Origin of the sequence: Paraburkholderia largidicola, assembly GCF_013426895.1 — a bacterium.
GTDB lineage: Bacteria > Pseudomonadota > Gammaproteobacteria > Burkholderiales > Burkholderiaceae > Paraburkholderia > Paraburkholderia largidicola.
In genome coordinates, this window is sequence record NZ_AP023176.1 from 1,283,555 (window position 1) to 1,302,328 (window position 18,774).

The 18,774-nt window shown below is 61.1% G+C and carries 18 protein-coding genes; 4 read left to right on the plus strand and 14 right to left on the minus strand.

All coding sequences use genetic code 11. The annotated features are described in order from the left end of the window. Window positions 1-37 precede the first annotated feature (37 nt). Complete coding sequence (locus PPGU16_RS34535) at window positions 38-1,030, minus strand: asparaginase (RefSeq protein ID WP_243460670.1); 993 nt, start codon at window positions 1,028-1,030, stop codon at window positions 38-40. Between the two features lie 218 nt (window positions 1,031-1,248). Beyond that, on the minus strand, window positions 1,249-2,340 hold the full coding sequence (locus tag PPGU16_RS34540; RefSeq protein WP_180725341.1) for a GlxA family transcriptional regulator: 1,092 nt from the start codon (window positions 2,338-2,340) through the stop codon (window positions 1,249-1,251). Between the two features lie 329 nt (window positions 2,341-2,669). Here PPGU16_RS34540 and PPGU16_RS34545 point away from each other — a divergent pair, with 329 nt between their 5' ends. Then, entirely contained in the window at window positions 2,670-3,779 is a 1,110-nt protein-coding gene (locus PPGU16_RS34545; RefSeq protein WP_180727173.1) for a branched-chain amino acid ABC transporter substrate-binding protein, read from the plus strand. 63 nt (window positions 3,780-3,842) lie between these two features. Here PPGU16_RS34545 and PPGU16_RS34550 read toward each other — a convergent pair whose 3' ends face one another. After that, window positions 3,843-4,592 (minus strand): SDR family oxidoreductase, encoded by a 750-nt coding sequence (locus tag PPGU16_RS34550; protein WP_180725342.1) that lies wholly within the window; start codon window positions 4,590-4,592, stop codon window positions 3,843-3,845. A 99-nt stretch (window positions 4,593-4,691) separates the two neighbouring features. On the opposite strand from PPGU16_RS34550, the gene PPGU16_RS34555 reads away from it, so the two are divergent. Next, window positions 4,692-5,621 carry an AraC family transcriptional regulator gene (locus PPGU16_RS34555; protein WP_180725343.1) on the plus strand — a complete coding sequence of 310 codons (930 nt, stop codon included), beginning with the start codon at window positions 4,692-4,694 and terminating at the stop codon, window positions 5,619-5,621. Window positions 5,622-5,680: 59 nt separating this feature from the next. On the opposite strand, the gene PPGU16_RS34560 is transcribed toward PPGU16_RS34555, so the two are convergent. From PPGU16_RS34560 to PPGU16_RS34605, 10 genes are all read right to left on the minus strand, one after another. Further along, window positions 5,681-6,649 carry an ROK family protein gene (locus tag PPGU16_RS34560; protein WP_180725344.1) on the minus strand — a complete coding sequence of 323 codons (969 nt, stop codon included), beginning with the start codon at window positions 6,647-6,649 and terminating at the stop codon, window positions 5,681-5,683. Between the two features lie 8 nt (window positions 6,650-6,657). Next, on the minus strand, window positions 6,658-7,476 hold the full coding sequence (locus tag PPGU16_RS34565) for an alpha/beta fold hydrolase (RefSeq protein WP_180725345.1): 819 nt from the start codon (window positions 7,474-7,476) through the stop codon (window positions 6,658-6,660). Then, entirely contained in the window at window positions 7,473-8,306 is an 834-nt protein-coding gene (locus PPGU16_RS34570; RefSeq protein WP_180725346.1) for a sugar phosphate isomerase/epimerase family protein, read from the minus strand. Before PPGU16_RS34570 ends, PPGU16_RS34565 begins: the two co-directional genes overlap by 4 nt. After that, on the minus strand, window positions 8,306-9,379 hold the full coding sequence (locus PPGU16_RS34575) for a Gfo/Idh/MocA family protein (RefSeq protein WP_243460671.1): 1,074 nt from the start codon (window positions 9,377-9,379) through the stop codon (window positions 8,306-8,308). Before PPGU16_RS34575 ends, PPGU16_RS34570 begins: the two co-directional genes overlap by 1 nt. Window positions 9,380-9,433: 54 nt before the next feature. After that, window positions 9,434-10,456, minus strand: a complete 1,023-nt coding sequence (araH, locus tag PPGU16_RS34580) for an L-arabinose ABC transporter permease AraH (RefSeq protein ID WP_180725348.1) — start codon at window positions 10,454-10,456, stop codon at window positions 9,434-9,436. A 1-nt stretch (window position 10,457) separates the two neighbouring features. Then, complete coding sequence (gene araG / locus PPGU16_RS34585; protein WP_180725349.1) at window positions 10,458-11,954, minus strand: L-arabinose ABC transporter ATP-binding protein AraG; 1,497 nt, start codon at window positions 11,952-11,954, stop codon at window positions 10,458-10,460. Between the two features lie 61 nt (window positions 11,955-12,015). Beyond that, a complete protein-coding gene (locus PPGU16_RS34590) occupies window positions 12,016-13,002 on the minus strand; it encodes an arabinose ABC transporter substrate-binding protein (protein ID WP_434064457.1) in 987 nt (328 codons plus the stop codon). Window positions 13,003-13,143: 141 nt separating this feature from the next. Next, complete coding sequence (locus PPGU16_RS34595) at window positions 13,144-13,917, minus strand: SDR family NAD(P)-dependent oxidoreductase (RefSeq protein WP_180725351.1); 774 nt, start codon at window positions 13,915-13,917, stop codon at window positions 13,144-13,146. Window positions 13,918-13,963: 46 nt separating this feature from the next. Beyond that, the gene (locus PPGU16_RS34600) at window positions 13,964-14,746 is read right to left on the minus strand and encodes an inositol monophosphatase family protein (protein WP_180725352.1); all 783 of its coding nucleotides are present in this window, start codon (window positions 14,744-14,746) and stop codon (window positions 13,964-13,966) included. Window positions 14,747-14,793: 47 nt separating this feature from the next. Beyond that, a complete protein-coding gene (locus tag PPGU16_RS34605) occupies window positions 14,794-15,399 on the minus strand; it encodes an RbsD/FucU family protein (RefSeq protein ID WP_180725353.1) in 606 nt (201 codons plus the stop codon). Window positions 15,400-15,566: 167 nt separating this feature from the next. Here PPGU16_RS34605 and PPGU16_RS34610 point away from each other — a divergent pair, with 167 nt between their 5' ends. Continuing rightward, window positions 15,567-17,069, plus strand: a complete 1,503-nt coding sequence (locus tag PPGU16_RS34610; protein ID WP_180725354.1) for an ROK family transcriptional regulator — start codon at window positions 15,567-15,569, stop codon at window positions 17,067-17,069. A gap of 121 nt (window positions 17,070-17,190) precedes the next feature. Here the strand turns inward: PPGU16_RS34610 and PPGU16_RS34615 are convergent, their stop codons facing one another. Then, a complete protein-coding gene (locus tag PPGU16_RS34615) occupies window positions 17,191-17,835 on the minus strand; it encodes a glutathione S-transferase family protein (protein WP_180725355.1) in 645 nt (214 codons plus the stop codon). A gap of 133 nt (window positions 17,836-17,968) precedes the next feature. Here PPGU16_RS34615 and PPGU16_RS34620 point away from each other — a divergent pair, with 133 nt between their 5' ends. After that, the gene (locus tag PPGU16_RS34620; protein WP_180725356.1) at window positions 17,969-18,547 is read left to right on the plus strand and encodes a TetR/AcrR family transcriptional regulator; all 579 of its coding nucleotides are present in this window, start codon (window positions 17,969-17,971) and stop codon (window positions 18,545-18,547) included. Window positions 18,548-18,774 lie beyond the last annotated feature (227 nt).

An 18,774-nucleotide genomic window follows, 5' to 3' on the forward strand; every position in this document is an offset into this window, starting at 1 on the left:
TCGGGAGATGATGAGTTGTCCGTGAAAAAGGCGCGCTTCAGTACCGCGTGAAGACCGCTTGCAACGCATTCGTGTCCGCGTCTTGTGTGAGCGCCAACATGAGAAGAAGGCGGGCCTTCTGCGGAATCTGATCGTCGACGGTAAGCCAGCCGTATTCATCGTCGGGTTGCGCACCGTTGCGCAATACGATGCCATTCCCGGTGCGGGACGCACGAACCACATTCACGCCGTGCCGCGCGGCATCTCGCAGCGGCTTCAGCAGATGGCTCGCGATGTTGCCGTTACCGGTGCCCGCAAAGATCAGGCCGTGAGCGTTAGCGGCAATGGCTTCGACCGCGACGGTCTCCAGCGAGCCATATCCGTAGACAATCTCGACTTTCGGTAAACGGGAAAGCCTCTCGGGAAACCACGGCGTGTCCAACGTATGTGCCCGGGCCGGACGGCGGTAGTAATGCGGCACGCCTTCGATCACCCAACCAAGCGCGCCATAAGGCGAGCGAAACGCATCGAGCTTGAAGCTGTTGCTCTTCACGACATCGCGTGCGGTATGTATCTCGCTGTTCGCGACAACCAGCGTCCCGATGCCGTGTGAGGATGGATGGGCTGCGACCGCGATCGCATCGTAAAGATTGAGCGACGCATCGGAACTCATCGCCGAGGGTGGGCGCATCGATCCAACCACGACGACCGGCTTTGCACTCTTGAGCGTGAGATGCAGAAAATACGCCGTTTCCTCGATCGTGTCGGTCCCGTGCGTAATCACCACACCGTCGACGTCCTGCTGCGCGAGAACTTCAGCGACGCGCTTGCCGATTGCAAGCAGATGCTCGTTATTGAAGTTCTCGGAGCCGGTTTGCAATAACTGCTCCGAGCGCAGATTGGCCAGCGCGCTGGCCTGAGGAAGGGTATCGAGAATCTCGTCGATGCCGAGCACCGAGCACAGATACGCAGACGTGTTGACGGCGGCTTTGCCCTGGCCGGCAATCGTGCCGCCGGTGCCGATCACCAGGATATTGGGCTTTGCGGTCATGCGGGTTCGTTCAGATTTGAGGAAGGCGCATGCTGACGCACTCGCTTTCTTATGTGATTCGCGCTGGAGGTGTGTGCCGAGCGGTGCCTGGCTCACCCGATGACGGCACTGTAGTGCGGCCCGATGCGGAGGAATTGCATCGATCTGCCGGAAAGTAGAAGAATCGCGACAGAGGCGACAGAGGCGGTGAAATGCGGTGGGCGCAGGCCCTGGCGCGCTCAGGCAGCGCCGACGGTTCGCGACGCGCGCAGTTTGCCCGGCGTCACACCGTACGCTTCGCGGAACACGCGAATGAAATGCGCAGAGTCGGCGAAGCCACATTCGTAGGCGATGTCGGTGATCTTGCGTGCCGTGTTGACGAGTAGCCAGCGTGCGTAACGCAGCCGCATGCGTCGATAGAACTCGTTTGGCGAGGTGTCCATCTCCGCGATGAATGCGCGCTCGAGATTGCGCACGCTGGTCCCGATCATCTTCGCAATGACGGCGATATTCAGCGGCGCTTCGAGGTTCTCTTCCATCAGCAGCACTGCGTGCCGCACGGTTGCATCGCCGACGGACAGATAGCCGAGCGCGGCGCGCCGCTCGATAAACGATGAGCCGCCCTGACGGCTCACCGTCATCTGATGAATCACTTTCGATGCGCGATCCGGTCCGCAATGCAGGCTGATCAGACGCGCAGCCAGTTCGACTACGGAAATGCCGCCCGCGCACGTGATGCGGTTGCCGTCGATCAGATAATCGGCATGCGTCATCACGCGCAACGCCGGAAACATGCGTCGATAGTCTTCGAGATGGAAGCTGTGCACGCAGGCGACGTGATCTTCCATCAGCCCTGCGCGCGCCAGCACGAAGCTTCCCGTGCACATTCCGACGAGTGGAATGCCTTTCTGCGCGGCCAGTTTCAGATAATCCCAGTAACGACGGTCAGCGTGATCGAGGTCCGGCAGCAATCCGCCGATGACGACCAGATAGTCGAATTGCGCGAGATCCGGAAACGCGGACTGTACCTGCACAGGAATGCCGCAACTCGCCTCGACCGATTCGCCCTGCGCGCCCACGATCGTCCACAGGCAACGCAACTGGCGGCTCTGGTCGCCGCGATCCGCTGCATGCCGCAGTGCATCGCATAGCCCGGCGAGCGACAGCATGGGAAAGCGTGGCCACAGAAGGATACCGACGCTCAGTTCCGCCTCGGACCGGCTTGGGCGTGTCTGAAGCGTACGCGGCAGCGCGTCCAGCTGCTCGACCAGTTCATGCGCCGCTTGCGTCACGGATTGGGAAGCGCTCGAAGGATGGGCAGCGGTCGGCATGCGCGAACTCGTGGGTGGTTCGGCCGGATTATACGGCGACGGACGACGCGCCGCCCTTCCGGGAAGCTTGCCGCATTTCTTCTATTTTCCGGCAGATCGATGCAATGCCTCCGCATTCTGGTTGCATAAATTTTGACCTGCCGGCGAATGACGCCGCACCGGGCGGTGCGAACGATCCGTCGGAAGCGGGACCCGGGCGCATCGACGCGGGTGCGGCCTGGATACCCGGTCGACGGATTGCCGTGGCCGTTCGTCGTGGTCAACCACAACTATTTTTCGGGTGAAGCATGAGCAAGATCACAGCTTTGAGTCGCGTCGCGACTGTCGGCATGCTGGGAACGTTGGCAATCGTCGCGCCGGGCGTTGCCCAGGCTGACGAGACGGTGAAGATCGGCGAAGCGGCGCCCGTAACCGGGCCAGCTTCGTATCTGGGCAAGGACACCGAGAACGGCGCGCGCCTCGCGATCGAGGAAATCAATCAGAAAGGGCTCGTGATCGGCGGCCGGAAGGTCACGTTGGTGTTCGACGCTCAGGACGATGCGGGCGATCCTCGACAGGCCACGCAGGTCGCCCAGAAACTTGCCGACGACAAGGTCGTTGCGGTGGTCGGACACATGCAGTCTGGTTCGACGATCCCTGCGTCGAAGATCTACAACGACGCCGGGATCGTGCAGGTGTCGCCGTCGGCAACCAATCCCGCGTATACGCTGCAGGGATTCAAGACTGCGTACCGTGTAGTCGCCACTGACGCGCAGCAGGGTCCGACGCTGGCCGATTACGCGGCGAAGGCACTCAAGGTCAAGACGGTCGCGATCGTCGACGATTCGACCGCCTACGGACAGGGGCTCGCGGTCGAGTTCGAGAAGCAGGCGAAAGCGAACGGCATTGCGGTGCTGTCGCATGACGCGAGCACCGACAAGGCCGTCGATTTCCGCGCGATTCTCACGAAGATCAAAGGCGAAAAACCGGATGTGATCATGTACGGCGGCCTCGACGGCACGGGCGGCCCGTTTGCGAAGCAGGCAAAGCAGCTGGGGATTGCCGCGAAAGTGCTGGCGGGTGACGGCTTGTGCGCAGACGATCTCGCCAAACTCGCAGGCGATGCAGCCGATAACGTGATCTGCTCGATAGCCGGTGCACCGCTGCTAAAAATGGCAGAAGGTCCGGCGTTCGTCGAACGATACAAGAAGCGCTTTGGCTACGCGCCAGTGCTGAATTCGCCTTTTGCGTACGACGCGGTGGGTGTCATCGTCGATGCCATGAAGCGCGCGCAATCGACCGAACCGGCGAAGATCCTCGCAGCGATGCCAGCCACCGACTATCACGGCGTGCTGGGTCGAACGCAGTTCGATTCGAAGGGCGATCTGCGGCATGGCGTGATTTCGCTTTACAAGTACGTCGACGGGAAGCAGGCGCTGCTCAGTGTCGTGGACAAGTAACTATCCGCTGGATCTTTTCAGAACGCACGCCTTCGGCACGATCACCCCGCCTTGCCCGACGCGCTATCGGGCGCGCGCGGTGTACCACTCGACAGCGTCTTCACCAGCGGGAATATTGAACGGGCTCGATGAATCGGTCGCGGCAAGCCACACAGCCTCGGCGACATCCGATGCATGCGTGACGGTCGTCTCATTCTGCCAGTGCGCGAAAACCTGCTGTGCGAGCGCGCCGTACGGCTCGGGAAAGCCACTTGTCATCCGTGCCTGTGCGTTCTCGCCGAAGCGCGTGGAAGGCGCGCGTCCCGGCAGCACGACACGCACGCGCACATTGAACTGCTCCAGTTCGAGCGCGAGCGATTCGCTGAACGCGTTGACCGCGGACTTGCTCGCGGTATAGACCGACAGCAGATGCAGCGGCCTGCATGTGACGGTCGATGTAACGTTGATGACCACGCCTTCGCGGCGCTCGCGGAACTGCGGCAATACCGCCTGCGCCATCGCAATGGTGCCGAGCGTGTTGGTCTCGAAGATATCGCGTGCCGTGTCCATCGGCGTGCCTTCGAGCGCGTTGAGAATGCCGATGCCCGCGTTGTTGACGAGGACGTCGATGGGACCGGCTGCATCGATGACGGCGCGGATGCTCTGTGGGTCCTTCACGTCGAGCGCGAGGATCGAAAGACGATCGGAACGCGGCAGCACGTCTTCGCGCGGTGTGCGCATCGTGGCGATCACGCGCCAGTCGCGATCCAGAAAATGGCGCGCCGTTTCCAGTCCAAAACCGGACGAGCATCCAGTGATCAATACGGTCTTCATGTCGACTCCTGTGGTCGGTAAGCGTCCTCACACGATACGTCGTGACCGTCCGGACTCGCTACAATCGAGCGTCCATGTTTCATTCGAAATCGTCCGATCATGATCGACCCGCTCGCCGAAGTCGTCACCCTGCTCCAGCCCACGCCCACGTTCTCGAAAGTGCTCAGCGGCGCCGGGCGCTGGCGCGCGAGCCGTACGGAAGTCGGGCAGCCGTTCTATTGCGTGGTGCTCGAAGGATCGCTCCGCCTATCCGTCAACGCTTCCGAGGCGCTCATTCTTCAGGCCGACGACTTCGTGCTCGTGCCCGAAGTGTTCAGCTTTGCGATATCGAGCATCGACCCGCCCGACGATGACGGCGTGTCCGACATCGCGCCCACAGCGCTGCCCGACGGCAGCTTCCGTTTCGGCGATGCATCGGCCGCGCCGGAAGCGCAGTGGCTCGCCGGTCTTTGCGCGTTTGGTTCGCCGGATGCGGCCTTGCTGGTCTCGCTTCTGCCCGAACTCGTGCTGGTACGCGGCGATCGCCGGCTCGCGACACTCGTCAAGCTCGTGCGGGACGAATCGCGCGCGCAGCGGCCCGCGCGCGAAGTCGTGCTGGCGCGTCTGCTAGAAGTACTTTTCATCGAAGCGTTGCGCTCGACGCAAACGGGTGCTTCGCCCGGGCTCGTTCGCGGCCTTGCCGATGCCCGTCTCGCGCTCGCCATTCGCCAGATGCACGAAAGCCCGGACAAGTCCTGGACGATCGCGCAACTCGCGAAAGCCGCCGCCCTCTCCCGCTCGTCGTTCTTCGATCGATTCAGCCGGGCAGTCGGCGTCGCGCCGATGGAATATCTGTTGTCGTGGCGTATGGCCATCGCCAAAAACCTGCTGCGCCGGAACGAACTTGGCATCGCGACGATCGCGGCGCGCGTCGGCTATCGCTCGGCGAGCGCATTCAGTGTCGCGTTCACACGCCATGTCGGTTTGCCGCCGTCGCAATATGGGCAGAACGAAGCGGACATTGACTCAAGGGCAAGCCATGGTCGCTAGATGATCGGGCCGTTCGCATTGCGTCCGCGATCCGAGTCGCTTCGCCATCCGCTTATCCGCTAGGACGACGACACGCCCACGGTCCCGATAACACGCGACTGAGCACTCGCGCGGCCGCGATGTTCAGTCACGACGGCAGGCGCGCCATGCAGGACGGCAGCCCATCCGTGTCGGGACCAGCGTAAATCGAACCGACGTCCCGTCTCTGACAACGGCAAATGATCTTCGATCAGTCCGATCAGCGTTTCCCTCGGATATCCGACCATATCCATGACTCCGCCGCCGAGCAGAATGGTGGCCGGCGACACCATGGCGCCAGCCATCCCAACCGCCATCGCCTGATGCCGGATGAAGCGCGACAGGTCGTCCGCTAGTAAAGGGCTGTGCCCGGATGCAAGGAAGATGCTGTCGATAGGTACGCCATGGCGCCCGGCAATGGCTTGCAAGGCTCGCCCGGATGCATGGGCCTCGAGGCAATCCGGTCGCACGCCCTCGGGCACCGGGCCTTCTGCCAGAAACGGCATCAGGCCGATCTCGAGCGCCCATCCGCTGCCCCGGAATGGCTTGCCGTCCGTCATGAAGGCGGCGCCGACGCCCGTACCGAAGAAAACGCCGAGCACATGGTCGGCGCCCTGGGCGACCCCGGCTCGCGTTTCGCCCATCAGCGCCAATATCGAATCGCGCTCGAGCAGCACTGTGCAACCCATCCGCCCTCCGAGTTCGTCGCCAAGCCGACGACCGTCGAGGCTTCGGATGTTTGCGGCATGCAGAATGCGATCACCATCCGTGTCGATGAAGCCCGGTATGGCGACGACGATCGTCTGCGGCGTAATCGCAGTTTCCGCGACGACATCCTCGACCATCAGCGCGAGTGCCCGAATGGGGTCGCCGGTTCGGAGCGCATCCGTCGAAAAGAGCTTGCGGAAATCCAGCGGCTGACCGTTGCAGGAATAGCCGAACTTGATGTTGGTCCCGCCCATATCGATCACCAGAATGGGCTCGCCGACAGGCGTCTGCAGATTGTCCATCGATCGTGTCATGACTGAGTCCGCATGGGTGTCAGGAACTCGCGCAGCGCTCGTTGAAAGTCGGCAACGTAGTCGCTGTGGCTCGTTGTTTTCGAGGTGATGAGCGTGAGCGTCGCGCCCGAAATCAGTTCGGCCAGCGCTTCTGCCGTTTCGACAGGGTGAACATAGTCCTGAAGGTTGGCGATGATCAGCGTCGGCAGGCCGAGCTTGTGAAAATCTCCGCGCTGCAGGCCCGGACCCTGTGCAGGGATACGGCCGAGCAGCGCAATGGTGGATTCTGGATTCGGTCGCTTGAAAAAGCCGCGCATCGACGCCGCGTTATCGGGCGACTCCGCTTCGATTTCACGCAACCGCGCGCATGCTTCAAGACGCGCCGCGCCCTCGTCGGCTCCGTGCGCCGCAAGCAGTTCGGCCACATCGCGATAGATCTGCAGTTGCGCGGGAGCGTCCCTGTCGACCCACGCCGGACGGGCGGCGATCAATGCAACTGCGCGCTCGTGATGCATCGCAGCGATGCGTAACGCAATGGCCGCGCCGAGCGAGATGCCTCCCACGACGGCGCGTTCGATACCTAGATGGTCCAGAAGCAACATGGCATCGTCGGCAAACTGCGCGATCGATAGTGCCGTCGGGTCCCCCAGCGCGGAGAGTCCGTGACCCCGGCATTCGAGCGTGATGCGGCGAACGCCGTCGATCGCAGGAAACACTTCCGCCGGTTGCTTGCGGTCCGCGCCCAGTCCGTGCTGCCACAGTACCGGCATGCCCTCGCCTTCATCCACGAAAGCGAGCCTGCATCCATCCGGCGTCTCGAAGTAGCCATCACTCATGACGCCTGGCTCCGGATGATCGACGCGAGATAGGTCGCAACGCCAGGCGCATCGGACTCTTCGAAATTGTGTCCGACCAGCGGACCGTCGTAACCGACCGATTTCATCCGTGCAACAAAGGCCGGAAGATCGACTCCGCCCTTGCCCGCGGGCACGACGACACCATGACGATCGATGTCCTTGGCATGCACGAGAAACAGGCTGCCGCCGAGAAGTTCCGCCGCCTCCGCGACGATCTCCGCTTGTCGGGGCTGCGCCTCGGGTGGCAGAAGATTTGCCGCATCGAGCACAATGCCGAGACGCTTCGAGTTTGCTTCATCGAGTATCTTGCGGGCGAGTCTCGCGTCTGCGATGACATTGCCCGGCTCCGGTTCGATGCCGAGGACGAGATTGAACTCCTCGGCCAGCGAAAGCGCGAAATCAAGCTCACCACGAAGCGCGCTCCACGCCTCGACCGAACCATTGTCCGGATGCGCTCGCCACATGTTCGAGGTATCGCGCGAGCCTGTGCACAGCGTGACCAGCGAAACGTCCATCTCGCGCGCCGCCCGCATGACGTTCGTGAAGCCGGCTCTGTCGCGCAGTCGTTGAGACGGGTCAGGATGCGCCATGTTGTACGTACCGGATAGCGCACACAACGTGAGGCCATTCTCTCTGGCTGCTTCGGCAATGCCCTCCCCGACGCCAGGTGCAAGCGTTTCGGGAAGCGCAGCAAGGCCCGCACAAGAGAGGTTGAACTGTACGGAAGCGAACCCGTCGGCGCGTATCCGCGCGAACAGATCACCGGGATATTTCGCAGCATACGTGCGAGCAAAGACGCCGGGCGTCATCACAATGCGCCCCCTGTTTCATCGAGCGCGACCAGCTTTCCGCTGCGCACCGATTGCGCGATCGCGATCATCGCCCTGATCGACGCAACGCCATCGTCGATATTCGCGCCTCGCGTGGGGACGTCTTTCAGGATTGCATCCGCGAACCCTTCGACCTGGCGTCGATAGAAATGTCCGTCTGCGCCGAGGACACGCGTCGTCGTCGCATTGCGTTCGTGAAAGATATCGACATCGCTCGACTTGTAGTACCAGGGGTTATAGGTTTTCGCCGTCACGCTACCGTGTTCGCCGTAGATCTGAAACCCTTCGTGCCAGTCCATTCGCACCGCAATGGTCAGATCGAGATGTCCCAGGGTGCCGTTTTCGAAATCGACGTCCACGAACCAGCAATACGCACCGAACTTCTCTCTCAGCCGCGCATCGACCGAGCGAATCGGGCCGCCGAGGTATCGCGCGAGATCGACAAGATGGCTGCCGTGCGCCAGCATGAAATACCGTTGCCTGTCGGCCTTCGGGTCGCCTTGCGGACGTAGCACGCGCGTGCCAGGACGAGGCTTCGGCTGGATCGCGTCCGTGTTGGTGTAGCGATGCGTCGAATCGCAATACCAGGCTTTGAGCGCAAGCATCTCGCCCATTTCATCCTGCACGAATGCCTTTGCAGATTCGATGCCGGGATCGAAGCGCAGCATGTGGCCTATTTGCAGGACCTTACCCGAACGCCGCACTTCAAGCGCAAGCTGCTCGACCTCTTCGACGGACACGCCGACGGGTTTCTCGCACAACACGTGCTTGCCTGCCGCGAGTGCCTTGAGCGAAGCAGGCACATGAAAGGCATCCGATGTTCCGATAACGACAGCCTCGATGTCGGGGTCCGCGAGCATCGCGTCATAGTCGAGATAGATCTTTTGCGCGTCGTAGAACTGGCCGAAATGTCTGGCCAGACCTTCGTCGACATCGCACACTGCAAAGAGGTTTGCGTTATGCGCCTTCTGTACGGACTCGAAATGCGCAAACTGGGAGATCGGCCCACAACCAAGAATGCCGATACGCAATTGCCTTTCATCTTTCTTCACTGATTTCTCCATCTGTATTCGCAAGAAGGCCGTTGGGAGCCGATGCGCAACGCGCTAGTTGCGCTCGCCCCGATTCTTCAACTGGTCAAGTAGTACCGCGGCAAGCAGAATGGCGCCGCGCACGAGGTATTGATAGAAGGCGTCGATATTCAGCAGGTTCATGACGTTCTCGACCGTGCCCATGATGAGCACGCCAACCACGACGCCTGAGATCGACGCGCGCCCGCCGAGCAGCGAAACGCCGCCGAGCACGCATGCCGAAATCACATTGAGTTCGAATCCTTCACCCGCATTGGGCTGCCCCGACGTGATCCGCGATGCGAGGATCACGCCCGCCAGAGCCGTCACGGCGCCCTGCACGAGAAAGATGGTCACTCGTACGAGGTCCACGTTGATGCCGGCAAGCCGGGACGCTTCGGGATTGCCGCCGATCGCCAGCGTGTTGCGGCCATAGACGGTGTTGTTCAGCATCACGCCGAATACGACGAAGCACACCAGCGTGACCCAGATCGGCAGGGACACGCCGAACAGGGTCAGGCTGCCGAATGCGATGAAGCCTTCGGAAGACACACCGACCGCCTGTCCATGGGACACGATGAACGCCAGCCCGCGGACGATTTCCATTGTCGCGAGCGTGGTGATCAGCGGGTTGATGCGCAGGTACGCAATCACCGCACCATTGACGAAGCCGATGGCGCAACCTGCCGCCACGGCTGCTGTGACCGCAATCACGGCGCTTCCGGTTGCGTTGAGCACCATTGCGCACAGCACCCCAGAGAAGGCCACGGTGGAACCCACCGACAGATCGAAGTCGCGCGCTGCCAGGCAGAACATCATCGTGCACGCCACCATGCCGATCTGTGAAATCGACAGCGCGAGTCCCAGCATGTTGTCGAGCGAAAAGAAGTGATCGACGCTGAATGACATCGCCGCGAACATCGCGATGAAGATCAGAACAAGGCTGTATTCGGCAAATGATTCGCGCCATCTAAAGGGAAATGCGTCCGTCGACAGTTCTCGCGCGCCTGATGCACGGGCTACTGCCAGTTGATCGTCCGTTTGCACATCTGTCTCCATATCAATGTGGGATGTCGGGCAACGCGAGAGAAAGCACGCTTTGCTCAGTTGCTGTCTCGCGATCGAGTTCGCCCGCAATACGCCCTTCGCGCATCACGACGACGCGGTCGGAAATGCCGAGCACTTCCGGTAATTCGGAAGACACCACTACGATCGCGCAACCACGCTCGGCAAGTTCATAGATGACGTTGTAGATCTCGTGCTTGGCGCCGATATCGATGCCACGCGTCGGCTCGTCGAGAATCACTACCCGCACGTCGGGCTCGGCCAGCCATCGCGCGAGAATCGCCTTCTGTTGATTGCCGCCGGACAAGAACCGGATCTTCTGGCGGCGGCTCGGGGTTTTGATCTGTAGCTGCCGGATGAATGCGTCGGCTACCCGTGCTTCCCGCTTGCGGTTCAGGAATACACCGCCGCGCGTCGAATGCCGTCGACAGCTGATGTTGATGTTGTCCGACACGCTCGCCATCGCGACGATGCCATCTTCCTTGCGGTCTTCCGGGCACAGCACGATCCCGTGGCGAATCGCCGAACGTGGACCGTCGACGCGTATGGCACGACCGTCGAGGCTGATCTCACCGATTTCCTTTTTCCTCGCGCCATACACGAGGTGCATCAGTTCGCTGCGTCCCGCGCCTACCAGCCCGAAGAAGCCGACGATCTCACCTTTGCGAACCTCGAACGTCGCGGGCGACGCGAGCGGCTTGCCCATCAGCGCCTTGGCCGACAGTCGCACCTCGCCGAGCGGTCGCTTCCTGTAGTGGTAAATATCGGCGATGTCGCGCCCCACCATTTCTCTCACCAGTGTCTGACGCGGCAGATCCTTGAGTTCAGCGTGAGACCCGATCATCTTGCCGTCGCGAAAGACCGTGCATGCATCGCACAATTCATAGATCTCATTCATCCGGTGCGAGATATAAATCAATGCGCGCTGTTCCTGTCGCAGTTGCCTGACGAGCCGGAAAAGCACTTCCGTTTCCGTGTGCGAGAGCGAGCTGGTCGGCTCGTCGAGCGCGATGACTTGCGCGTTGCGCATCAGCGCCTTGCAGATTTCGACCATCTGTCGCTGCGCAATGGACAGCTTGCGCAGATTGATCGCGGGATCGAGATCGACGCCCATCGCGGCAAGACGCTCGCGTGCAACCGAAATCGCGCGCGACTTGCTGAACCAGCCGCCGCTGAGTGGCAAGCGCCCTAGTAAAAGGTTCTCCGCGACGCTCAGATCGGGCACATATTGAAGCTCCTGGTGTATGACGGCGACACCGCCCGCAATCGATGTCGCCGCGTTCGGAAAGCGCACTTCCTTTCCGTCGATCAGCATCCTTCCGGCATCGGGCTGATACTCGCCGCCGAGTATCTTCAACAGCGTCGACTTTCCCGCGCCGTTCTCTCCCATCAGACCGTGCACTTCGCCCGCGCGAACCTCGAACGACACGCCAGAGAGAGCGCGCACGCCAGGAAAGACCTTCGACACATTTTCAAAGCGCAGGAACGACACGTTGCCTCCATTGATGTAGATGCCGACGAGCGGCGCAGCGCACTGCCGCCCACTGCCAGACTCATTTGCTCACGACAAGACCCATTTTTTCCCGCACCTGATTCACATCGTCGCGGGTCGCGAGCATGCCTGTCGTCAAGGTGAGCAACGGCGGCTCCTTGCCCGTCTTGATCCACTCGTAGACGAGCGTGGATGTCTCCGCACCGTGCCGCTTGGGGCTGATGATCACCGTGCCGAAGAATCCCGTCGGCTGCGGCTTCTTGAATTCGTTGAGCGCGGATTCCGATCCGCCGACACCGACACCGACCATGTTGTCGGCCTTGATTCCGCGTCCCTCGGCGGCCCGCACGGCGCCGAGCACGGACTCGTCGTTCAGCCCGAACGCAACCCAATGCTTGAACTGCGGGTTCTTGGTGAGCGCGATGTTCGCTGCATTGAAGCCGTTTTCGGTGTCGGGATGATTCATCGGCGCGTTGATGACGTTCGCGCGAGGCAGTCCTGCGGCGACCAGTGCACCCGCTGCTGCCGCCGTGCGATCGTGCGAGGTCGGGAGCTGGTCGTAGCTCACGTCGATGGCGCCCACGTCCTTCATGGCCCACCCGCGTCGCTTCACTTCCGACGCAATGCTCTCGCCAGCCTGCCTGCCGATTTCCGACGCCGAGATGCCCATGTAAGGCACAGACGCAATCGGCTTACCCGTCCCGTCGACCAGACGGTCGTCGACCGTCATCATCTTCAGTCCATCTGCTTTCGCCTTCGCGACGATGCCTGGCCCCAGCTTCACGTCGGGCGTGCAGATGACGAAACCTTGCGCCTTCTGCGCCGCGAGATTGTCGATTGCGCTCATCACCTTCTCGCCCGATGGCGCCGCGATCTTGACCAGCGTAAAGCCCTTCTCGCGCGCAGCCATTTCGGCAAACTTCCATTCGTCCTGAAACCATGGCTCTTCGGGTTGCTTCACCAGAAAGCCGATCTTGACCGGTTCATCGGCATTCGACGGCGTCGGATTACTTAGCAACCCTAAACTACATGCAATCAGGCACGTCAGCTTCGTGATGTTCATGGTTGTCTCCTTCCAGCTCGGTATGACCTGCGTCTTGACCGCGTATGTCGATGGGTCTGCGCGTCGCGGCCATCGCGCATCCTCTTTCACGCAGACGCCGCTTCGACGGTGTCTGCGCATTCGGTATCACACAGCCGTCCAGCCTCCGTCGATCTTCAGCGTCGCACCGGTAATCAGCGCAGCCGCATTCGATGCGAGAAACACCACCGGCTCCGCCACGTTCTCAGGTTCGCCGATCCGGCGCAGCGGAATTCGCGCCAGCAAGGAATTCAGCGATGCTTCGTTCTCGAGCCAGCCTTTGGTACTGTCCGTGCGGATGAATGTCGGCGCGACTGCATTCACGCGGATGTGATGCGGCGCCCATTCGACGGCGAGACACTGCGTCATGTGGATCATCGCGGCTTTCGTCATGCAGTAGATCGACTCGCCATCGAGCGCAACAAAGCCCGCCTGCGAAGCGATATTGATGATCGATCCGCGCTTGCGCGCCGCCATCGTGCGTGCAGCCGCCTGAGACGCGAAGAATGCACCTTTGACGTTCAGGTCGAACATCGCGTCGTAGTCGTCGGCATTGACCTGCATGGCGGGCGCCGGCCGGCTGTGACCCGCGTTATTGACCAGCACGGATAACGGACCCAGTTCCGTCTCCACCTGCGCGACAGCCCGCTCAATCGATTCGAGCGACAGCATGTCCATATGAACCGCGATCGCTTTGACGCCATCTTCGCGCAACGCTTTCGCGAGTGCCTCGCCGGCCCGCACGTCGCGACAGCCGAGCGCGACGGCGGCGCCTGCTTCGGCGAGTGCTCTCGCGCACGCATAGCCGATTCCTCGTGTCGCGCCCGTGACGAGCGCGATTTCCCCATTCAATGCGAAGGGGTTGGCTGCAGTGTCAGACATGGTTCTCTCTACCTTGATCAAGCAGCGGGAATCATTCCCGCGTCGACTACACGTTCAGGATGTTTTCCAGCCAGCCACGCAGGCCCGGCGTGCATACGATCACCTGATTGCCCTGCGTGAGGCATTCTTTGGTCAGGAATTCGTTGACCCATCCGCCGGCTTCTTCAACGAGCAGTACGGCCGCCGCCGCGTCCCATGAGTTGATGTGCAATTCGCAGTAGGCGTCCTGCCGCCCCATCGCGACATAGGCGATTCCGAGTGCACCTGATCCGCGCCGCTTCACGCCTGCACCAAGCGCATGCAATTTCTCGAGCACCTTTGCAGATCGTTCGAACGGGACGCGCGACGACCAGCCGAGTTCGACAACCGACTGCCGTATCTCCGCAATCGTGCTGACCTTGATGGGTTGTCCATTCACCGTCGCGCCATGCCCTCTGCGCGCCGCGAACAGCTCGTCAGACATGGGGTCGTACAGCACGCCGATTTCCGTCTTGCCGCGTAGGACAAACGCAATCGACACGCAGAAATACGGCACGCCACGCGCGAAATCAGCCGTCCCGTCGATCGGATCGACGATCCACACGCTATCGCCCACTTCGCCGCCGCTCTCTTCGCCGAAGAAGGCGTCGTCCGGAAACGATGCGGAGAGTCGCGCGGCGATCAGTTGTTCGACTTCTCCGTCCGTTTCGGTCAGATAGTCCTGAGGGCCTTTGAACTTGAAGTTCAATGCATCGTCGCGAGCGAGGAAACGCGTGCGTATCAATTGCCCCGCCTCTCTGGCGATCGCACACGCAACCGAAAATCGCAGATTCATCAACACATCGGCCATGAAGTCCTCCATTGAACGGGCATGCTCTTTTTCACTCACACTCGCACTCACATCGGCAGAGTGCCTTTACGCAGCAGCATATTCCCGTACACGCGCGTTTCGCCAGTCACGACGATCGCCACCGCCTTCGATGCGCGCGCCTTGAACTCGGCAGGCGGCAACGAATCGACTTCGAGATGCGGCGCGTGCGTCTTCGCCACTGAAATGAAATCGCTCATCACCGGCAGCAGTTCCGAAGGCTTGTCCCGCACTTCCATGCGCGTGACCGTCTGTGCGCCCTTGTCCAGCGGCAACACGGAAAGGATCGCGTCGAGCACGCGCGGACCGTCGGCTGCGTCCTGCCGGATGAGTTGCGGACCGGCGCTCAACGCCGGGTAGTTGCGATCGACGATGGCGATGTCCTCGCCATGGCCCATTGCGCGCAGCACCGAAAGCAGTTCCGGGCCAAGCAGCGGGTCGATATTCCTGAGCATCGTTTCACCATTCAAAGGTTGAGTTGGACGGAAAGCGTCGGTTGCAGTCGCAGGTGTGATGACGGGCCACTCGACATCGCGACGACCATGCGCGACACCGAGCGCATTGCCGCCGATCCGAACATCAGCCTGTTGTGGCTTGCGTTGGACAAAATGCGCGATGGCGATGCTGCGGCCCATCTCAATCCTCCCATCCGACAGAAGCGAAACTGCATTCCGTTTGTTTGTAGTTTAAACAAACGAAACTACAGATAAACTGTGGTTTACACCCTTATTTTTGTTATCAGGATGCATTTGAAGACCGAACAGAATGCATCTAGGATGCAAAATAATTACGATACGCGCCGATGAAACCATCCAGACCACTTCGCTCTGCCATTGACGAAATCGAAGCCAGCACGAAGGCAGCGAGGCTACGCAGCGTCCTGCCTGAAATCGAGCAGCGCCTCACTGCCGGTGCGCGCATTGCCGACATCGTGCAGGCGCTCAACGACAATGGGCTCGCCATCACGACGGCGACGTTGAAGAGCTACCTGTACAGGTTTCGAAAGGCCGCCCGGGAACAGGACCTCGATAACCGGGGGACGCATCCGGCTCCCTTTCCCGACGCGTCGCCGGATAGCCGCCTGCCTCTGCACGAGCATGCGATAGCCTCCGCAAGCACGCCGCGGGAAACCGCTTCGACGACCCCCATGCTGCTGCGTCACATCAACACGGCGAGATGTCTGCGGCAACTCAGGCGCGGCGCAACGCTGAGTCGAGCGGACCTGTCGCGCGAACTGGGTTTGACGCGCGCCACGATCGGCCATGCGGTCAAGGAACTGATCGACTCCGGGCTCGTCGTCGAGACATCCGACCGTTCCGCTGGCGTCCGGCCGGGCCGGCCGGGTTCAGGGGTGCGCCTGAACCCTCAGGGGGCATACGCGATTGGAATCGATATCTCCAGCCTTACCCTGACAGCGGTACTGGTCGATCTGGGAATGCGCATCGTGCATCGGATCAGCGAATCCGTCGAAGCCCACGCCGATGACGTCGATCGCGTGGTCGAACAGATTGCAAGCCTGCCGGGACGGCTTCTGAAAGAGACCGCCATCGATTCGAACCGGGTTCATGGTGTCTGCGTCTCCGTGCCCGGGCTCGTCGACCACAGTGGCCGGGTTGTCGTCGCGCCCTTTCTGCGTTGGCGCGACGTACCGTTGAAACAGATGCTGACGGACCACAGAGACATGCCGTGGCCCATCACGATCTGCAACGACGCGGTCGCCTTTGCCAATGCCGAACGGACCATCGCACGCGAGCAGGATGCGCAAGACATGCTGCTCATCCTGCTCACCGAGGGCCTGGGCGGTGCAATCGTCCAGCGCGGTCAGATACTTGAAGGCGCGCACGGATATGCGGGCGAACTGGGACACATGGTGATGGGAGCAACGCCCGGCGCCATCGGAACGCAGACATTCGAGCTGCTCGCGGGCTATGAGCGCTTTCGCCCATTCCTCCCCAAGGACCGCACGCTCGCCGACGGATTGCAATGGCTCGCGAGCGTCGGCACGGATGCCTCTACACCAGAGCTCGATGAGACATTTGACGAGTGGGCGAACGTGCTCACGACGGGCTTCCTCAATCTCGTCTATCTGCTGGACCCTGAGAAGATTGTTTTAGGCGGTCCATTGAGCGCTCTGTTTCCCCGTGTGGAACCGAAAGTCAAGAAATTGCTCGCTACCAATCTATTGCATGGCTTCAAGGCACCGCCGATTTATATGACGCGACTCGGTGCGGATGGCGCGGCGATCGGGGCCGCATCCATAGTGCGGAATCAACTGTTCTCGTTGCCTCGCCTTCATCAGGACTGACCGGGTGGACTTTCGCGGAAGCTCTGTCCCGTGCATCTGAACGCCGGCAAGCTGTCCAGCCGCCGGCGCAGCGTTTCATATCGCCGTCATCGCCCGGGCGTCGGCCGATGACAACCAGCTTCTACGCCGGATTCATCACCGACGCACGTCCATCGACTCTTTCTTTCCATGCGCGAAGCGCATTGCACTCAGCCGGCACATCGATCCTGGCGAAGCCCGCGAACAGCAGCCCAGCCCAGACGGTGATGTCGGCCATCGAGAACGCATCGCCCGCCACATAAGGCTGGGCTTCGAGCACGCTATCGAAATAGCGCATGCCCGCCACGGCCCGCTCGCCCTGGAGCTTTCCCCACTCGGCGCGAGCCGCCCATTGCGGCTGCTTGAACTCGCGCAGCGCATCGCCCAACCCATCCGTCGCGTGGTGAAAATAAATGCCGACGGCATCGATGAGTTCCGACTCGGCGCGCTTTTGCATCATGTGAATCACGCCTTTGTCGCGCGCGGTCTTGCCCGTGAGGATCGGGTCGCCGTCCAGATTGTCGAGGTACTCGGTAATCGCCGTACATTCGGCGATGCGCGTTCCATCGTCGAGTTCGAGCACCGGCACGGTGCCCGTTGGATTGATCTTCAAAAACGCAGCCTGTTTGTGTTCCGCCGCGGGCAGGTCGACCTTGACGAACTCGACCTGCGAAGCGAGTTGCTTCTCGGCCAGCACGATGCGAATGCGCAAAGGATTCGGGAACCCGGGGACGTCATAGATTTTCATTTCCAGTCCTTGATCGAAGTGAACTTACCAACCGCTAAGTAAGTGAGAGCGAATCGTAGAGACCGTTGGACCACTGTGTCAAGACTTACTTATCGATAAGTAAGCTTACGAACCGCTTGGTAAGCAATCTGCTATGATCACGCGCATGAATACTCCCGACACGAAAAGCCGCATCCTCGCGGTGGCGCGCCACATGGTGCAGGCCCACGGATACAACGCGCTCAGCATCCGCGAGGTCGCGAACGAAGTCGGCATCAAGGGGCCCGCCGTCCACCATCACTATCCGACCAAGGGCGACCTCGGCGCGGCGCTCGCGCGGCAATACAGCGACGATGCAGTCGAATTTCTGGAGAGATTGCTCGATCAGCACAAAAGCGAGCGCGCGACCTTCGACCAGTACGTCAAGGTCTTTCGGGCCGCCCTCGAGAACGAGAACCGCATGTGCTTGAGCGGCATCATGGCCGCCGAGCATCACGATCTTCCCGCGGAGGTTCAGGTCGAGGTGCAGCGATTCATGGATATCAACATCGAATGGCTGACTCGCCTGCTTTCGCTCGATGCCGGGCGAAAGGACAAGAAAGCCAACAAGGCGCGTGCAACGGCAATCTTCGCAGCAATCGAAGGGGCGCAACTCATTGCGCGCGGCCGATCCGATATCCGGGTCTTCGATGAAACACTGCGTGCGTATCGAACGCACGGGCTTATTCCCTGACGCTCAGGGAATGCCGGCTGTCAGCTTTCAAAGCCGTCTCCGTCGATACAAACTAGAAATAAAAATAACGCCGCAATAGCATCCGACGATTATCGTCGGTAAGCGGCTTCGACAGCTCGACGTTCTCGATGACTGCCCCAATCAACGGCTTATAGCGACACACCCGCGACCCGGCTGACCCAGCGCTGTGCTCATGACGTTCTCCGTTGACGAACCGGAACGTGACT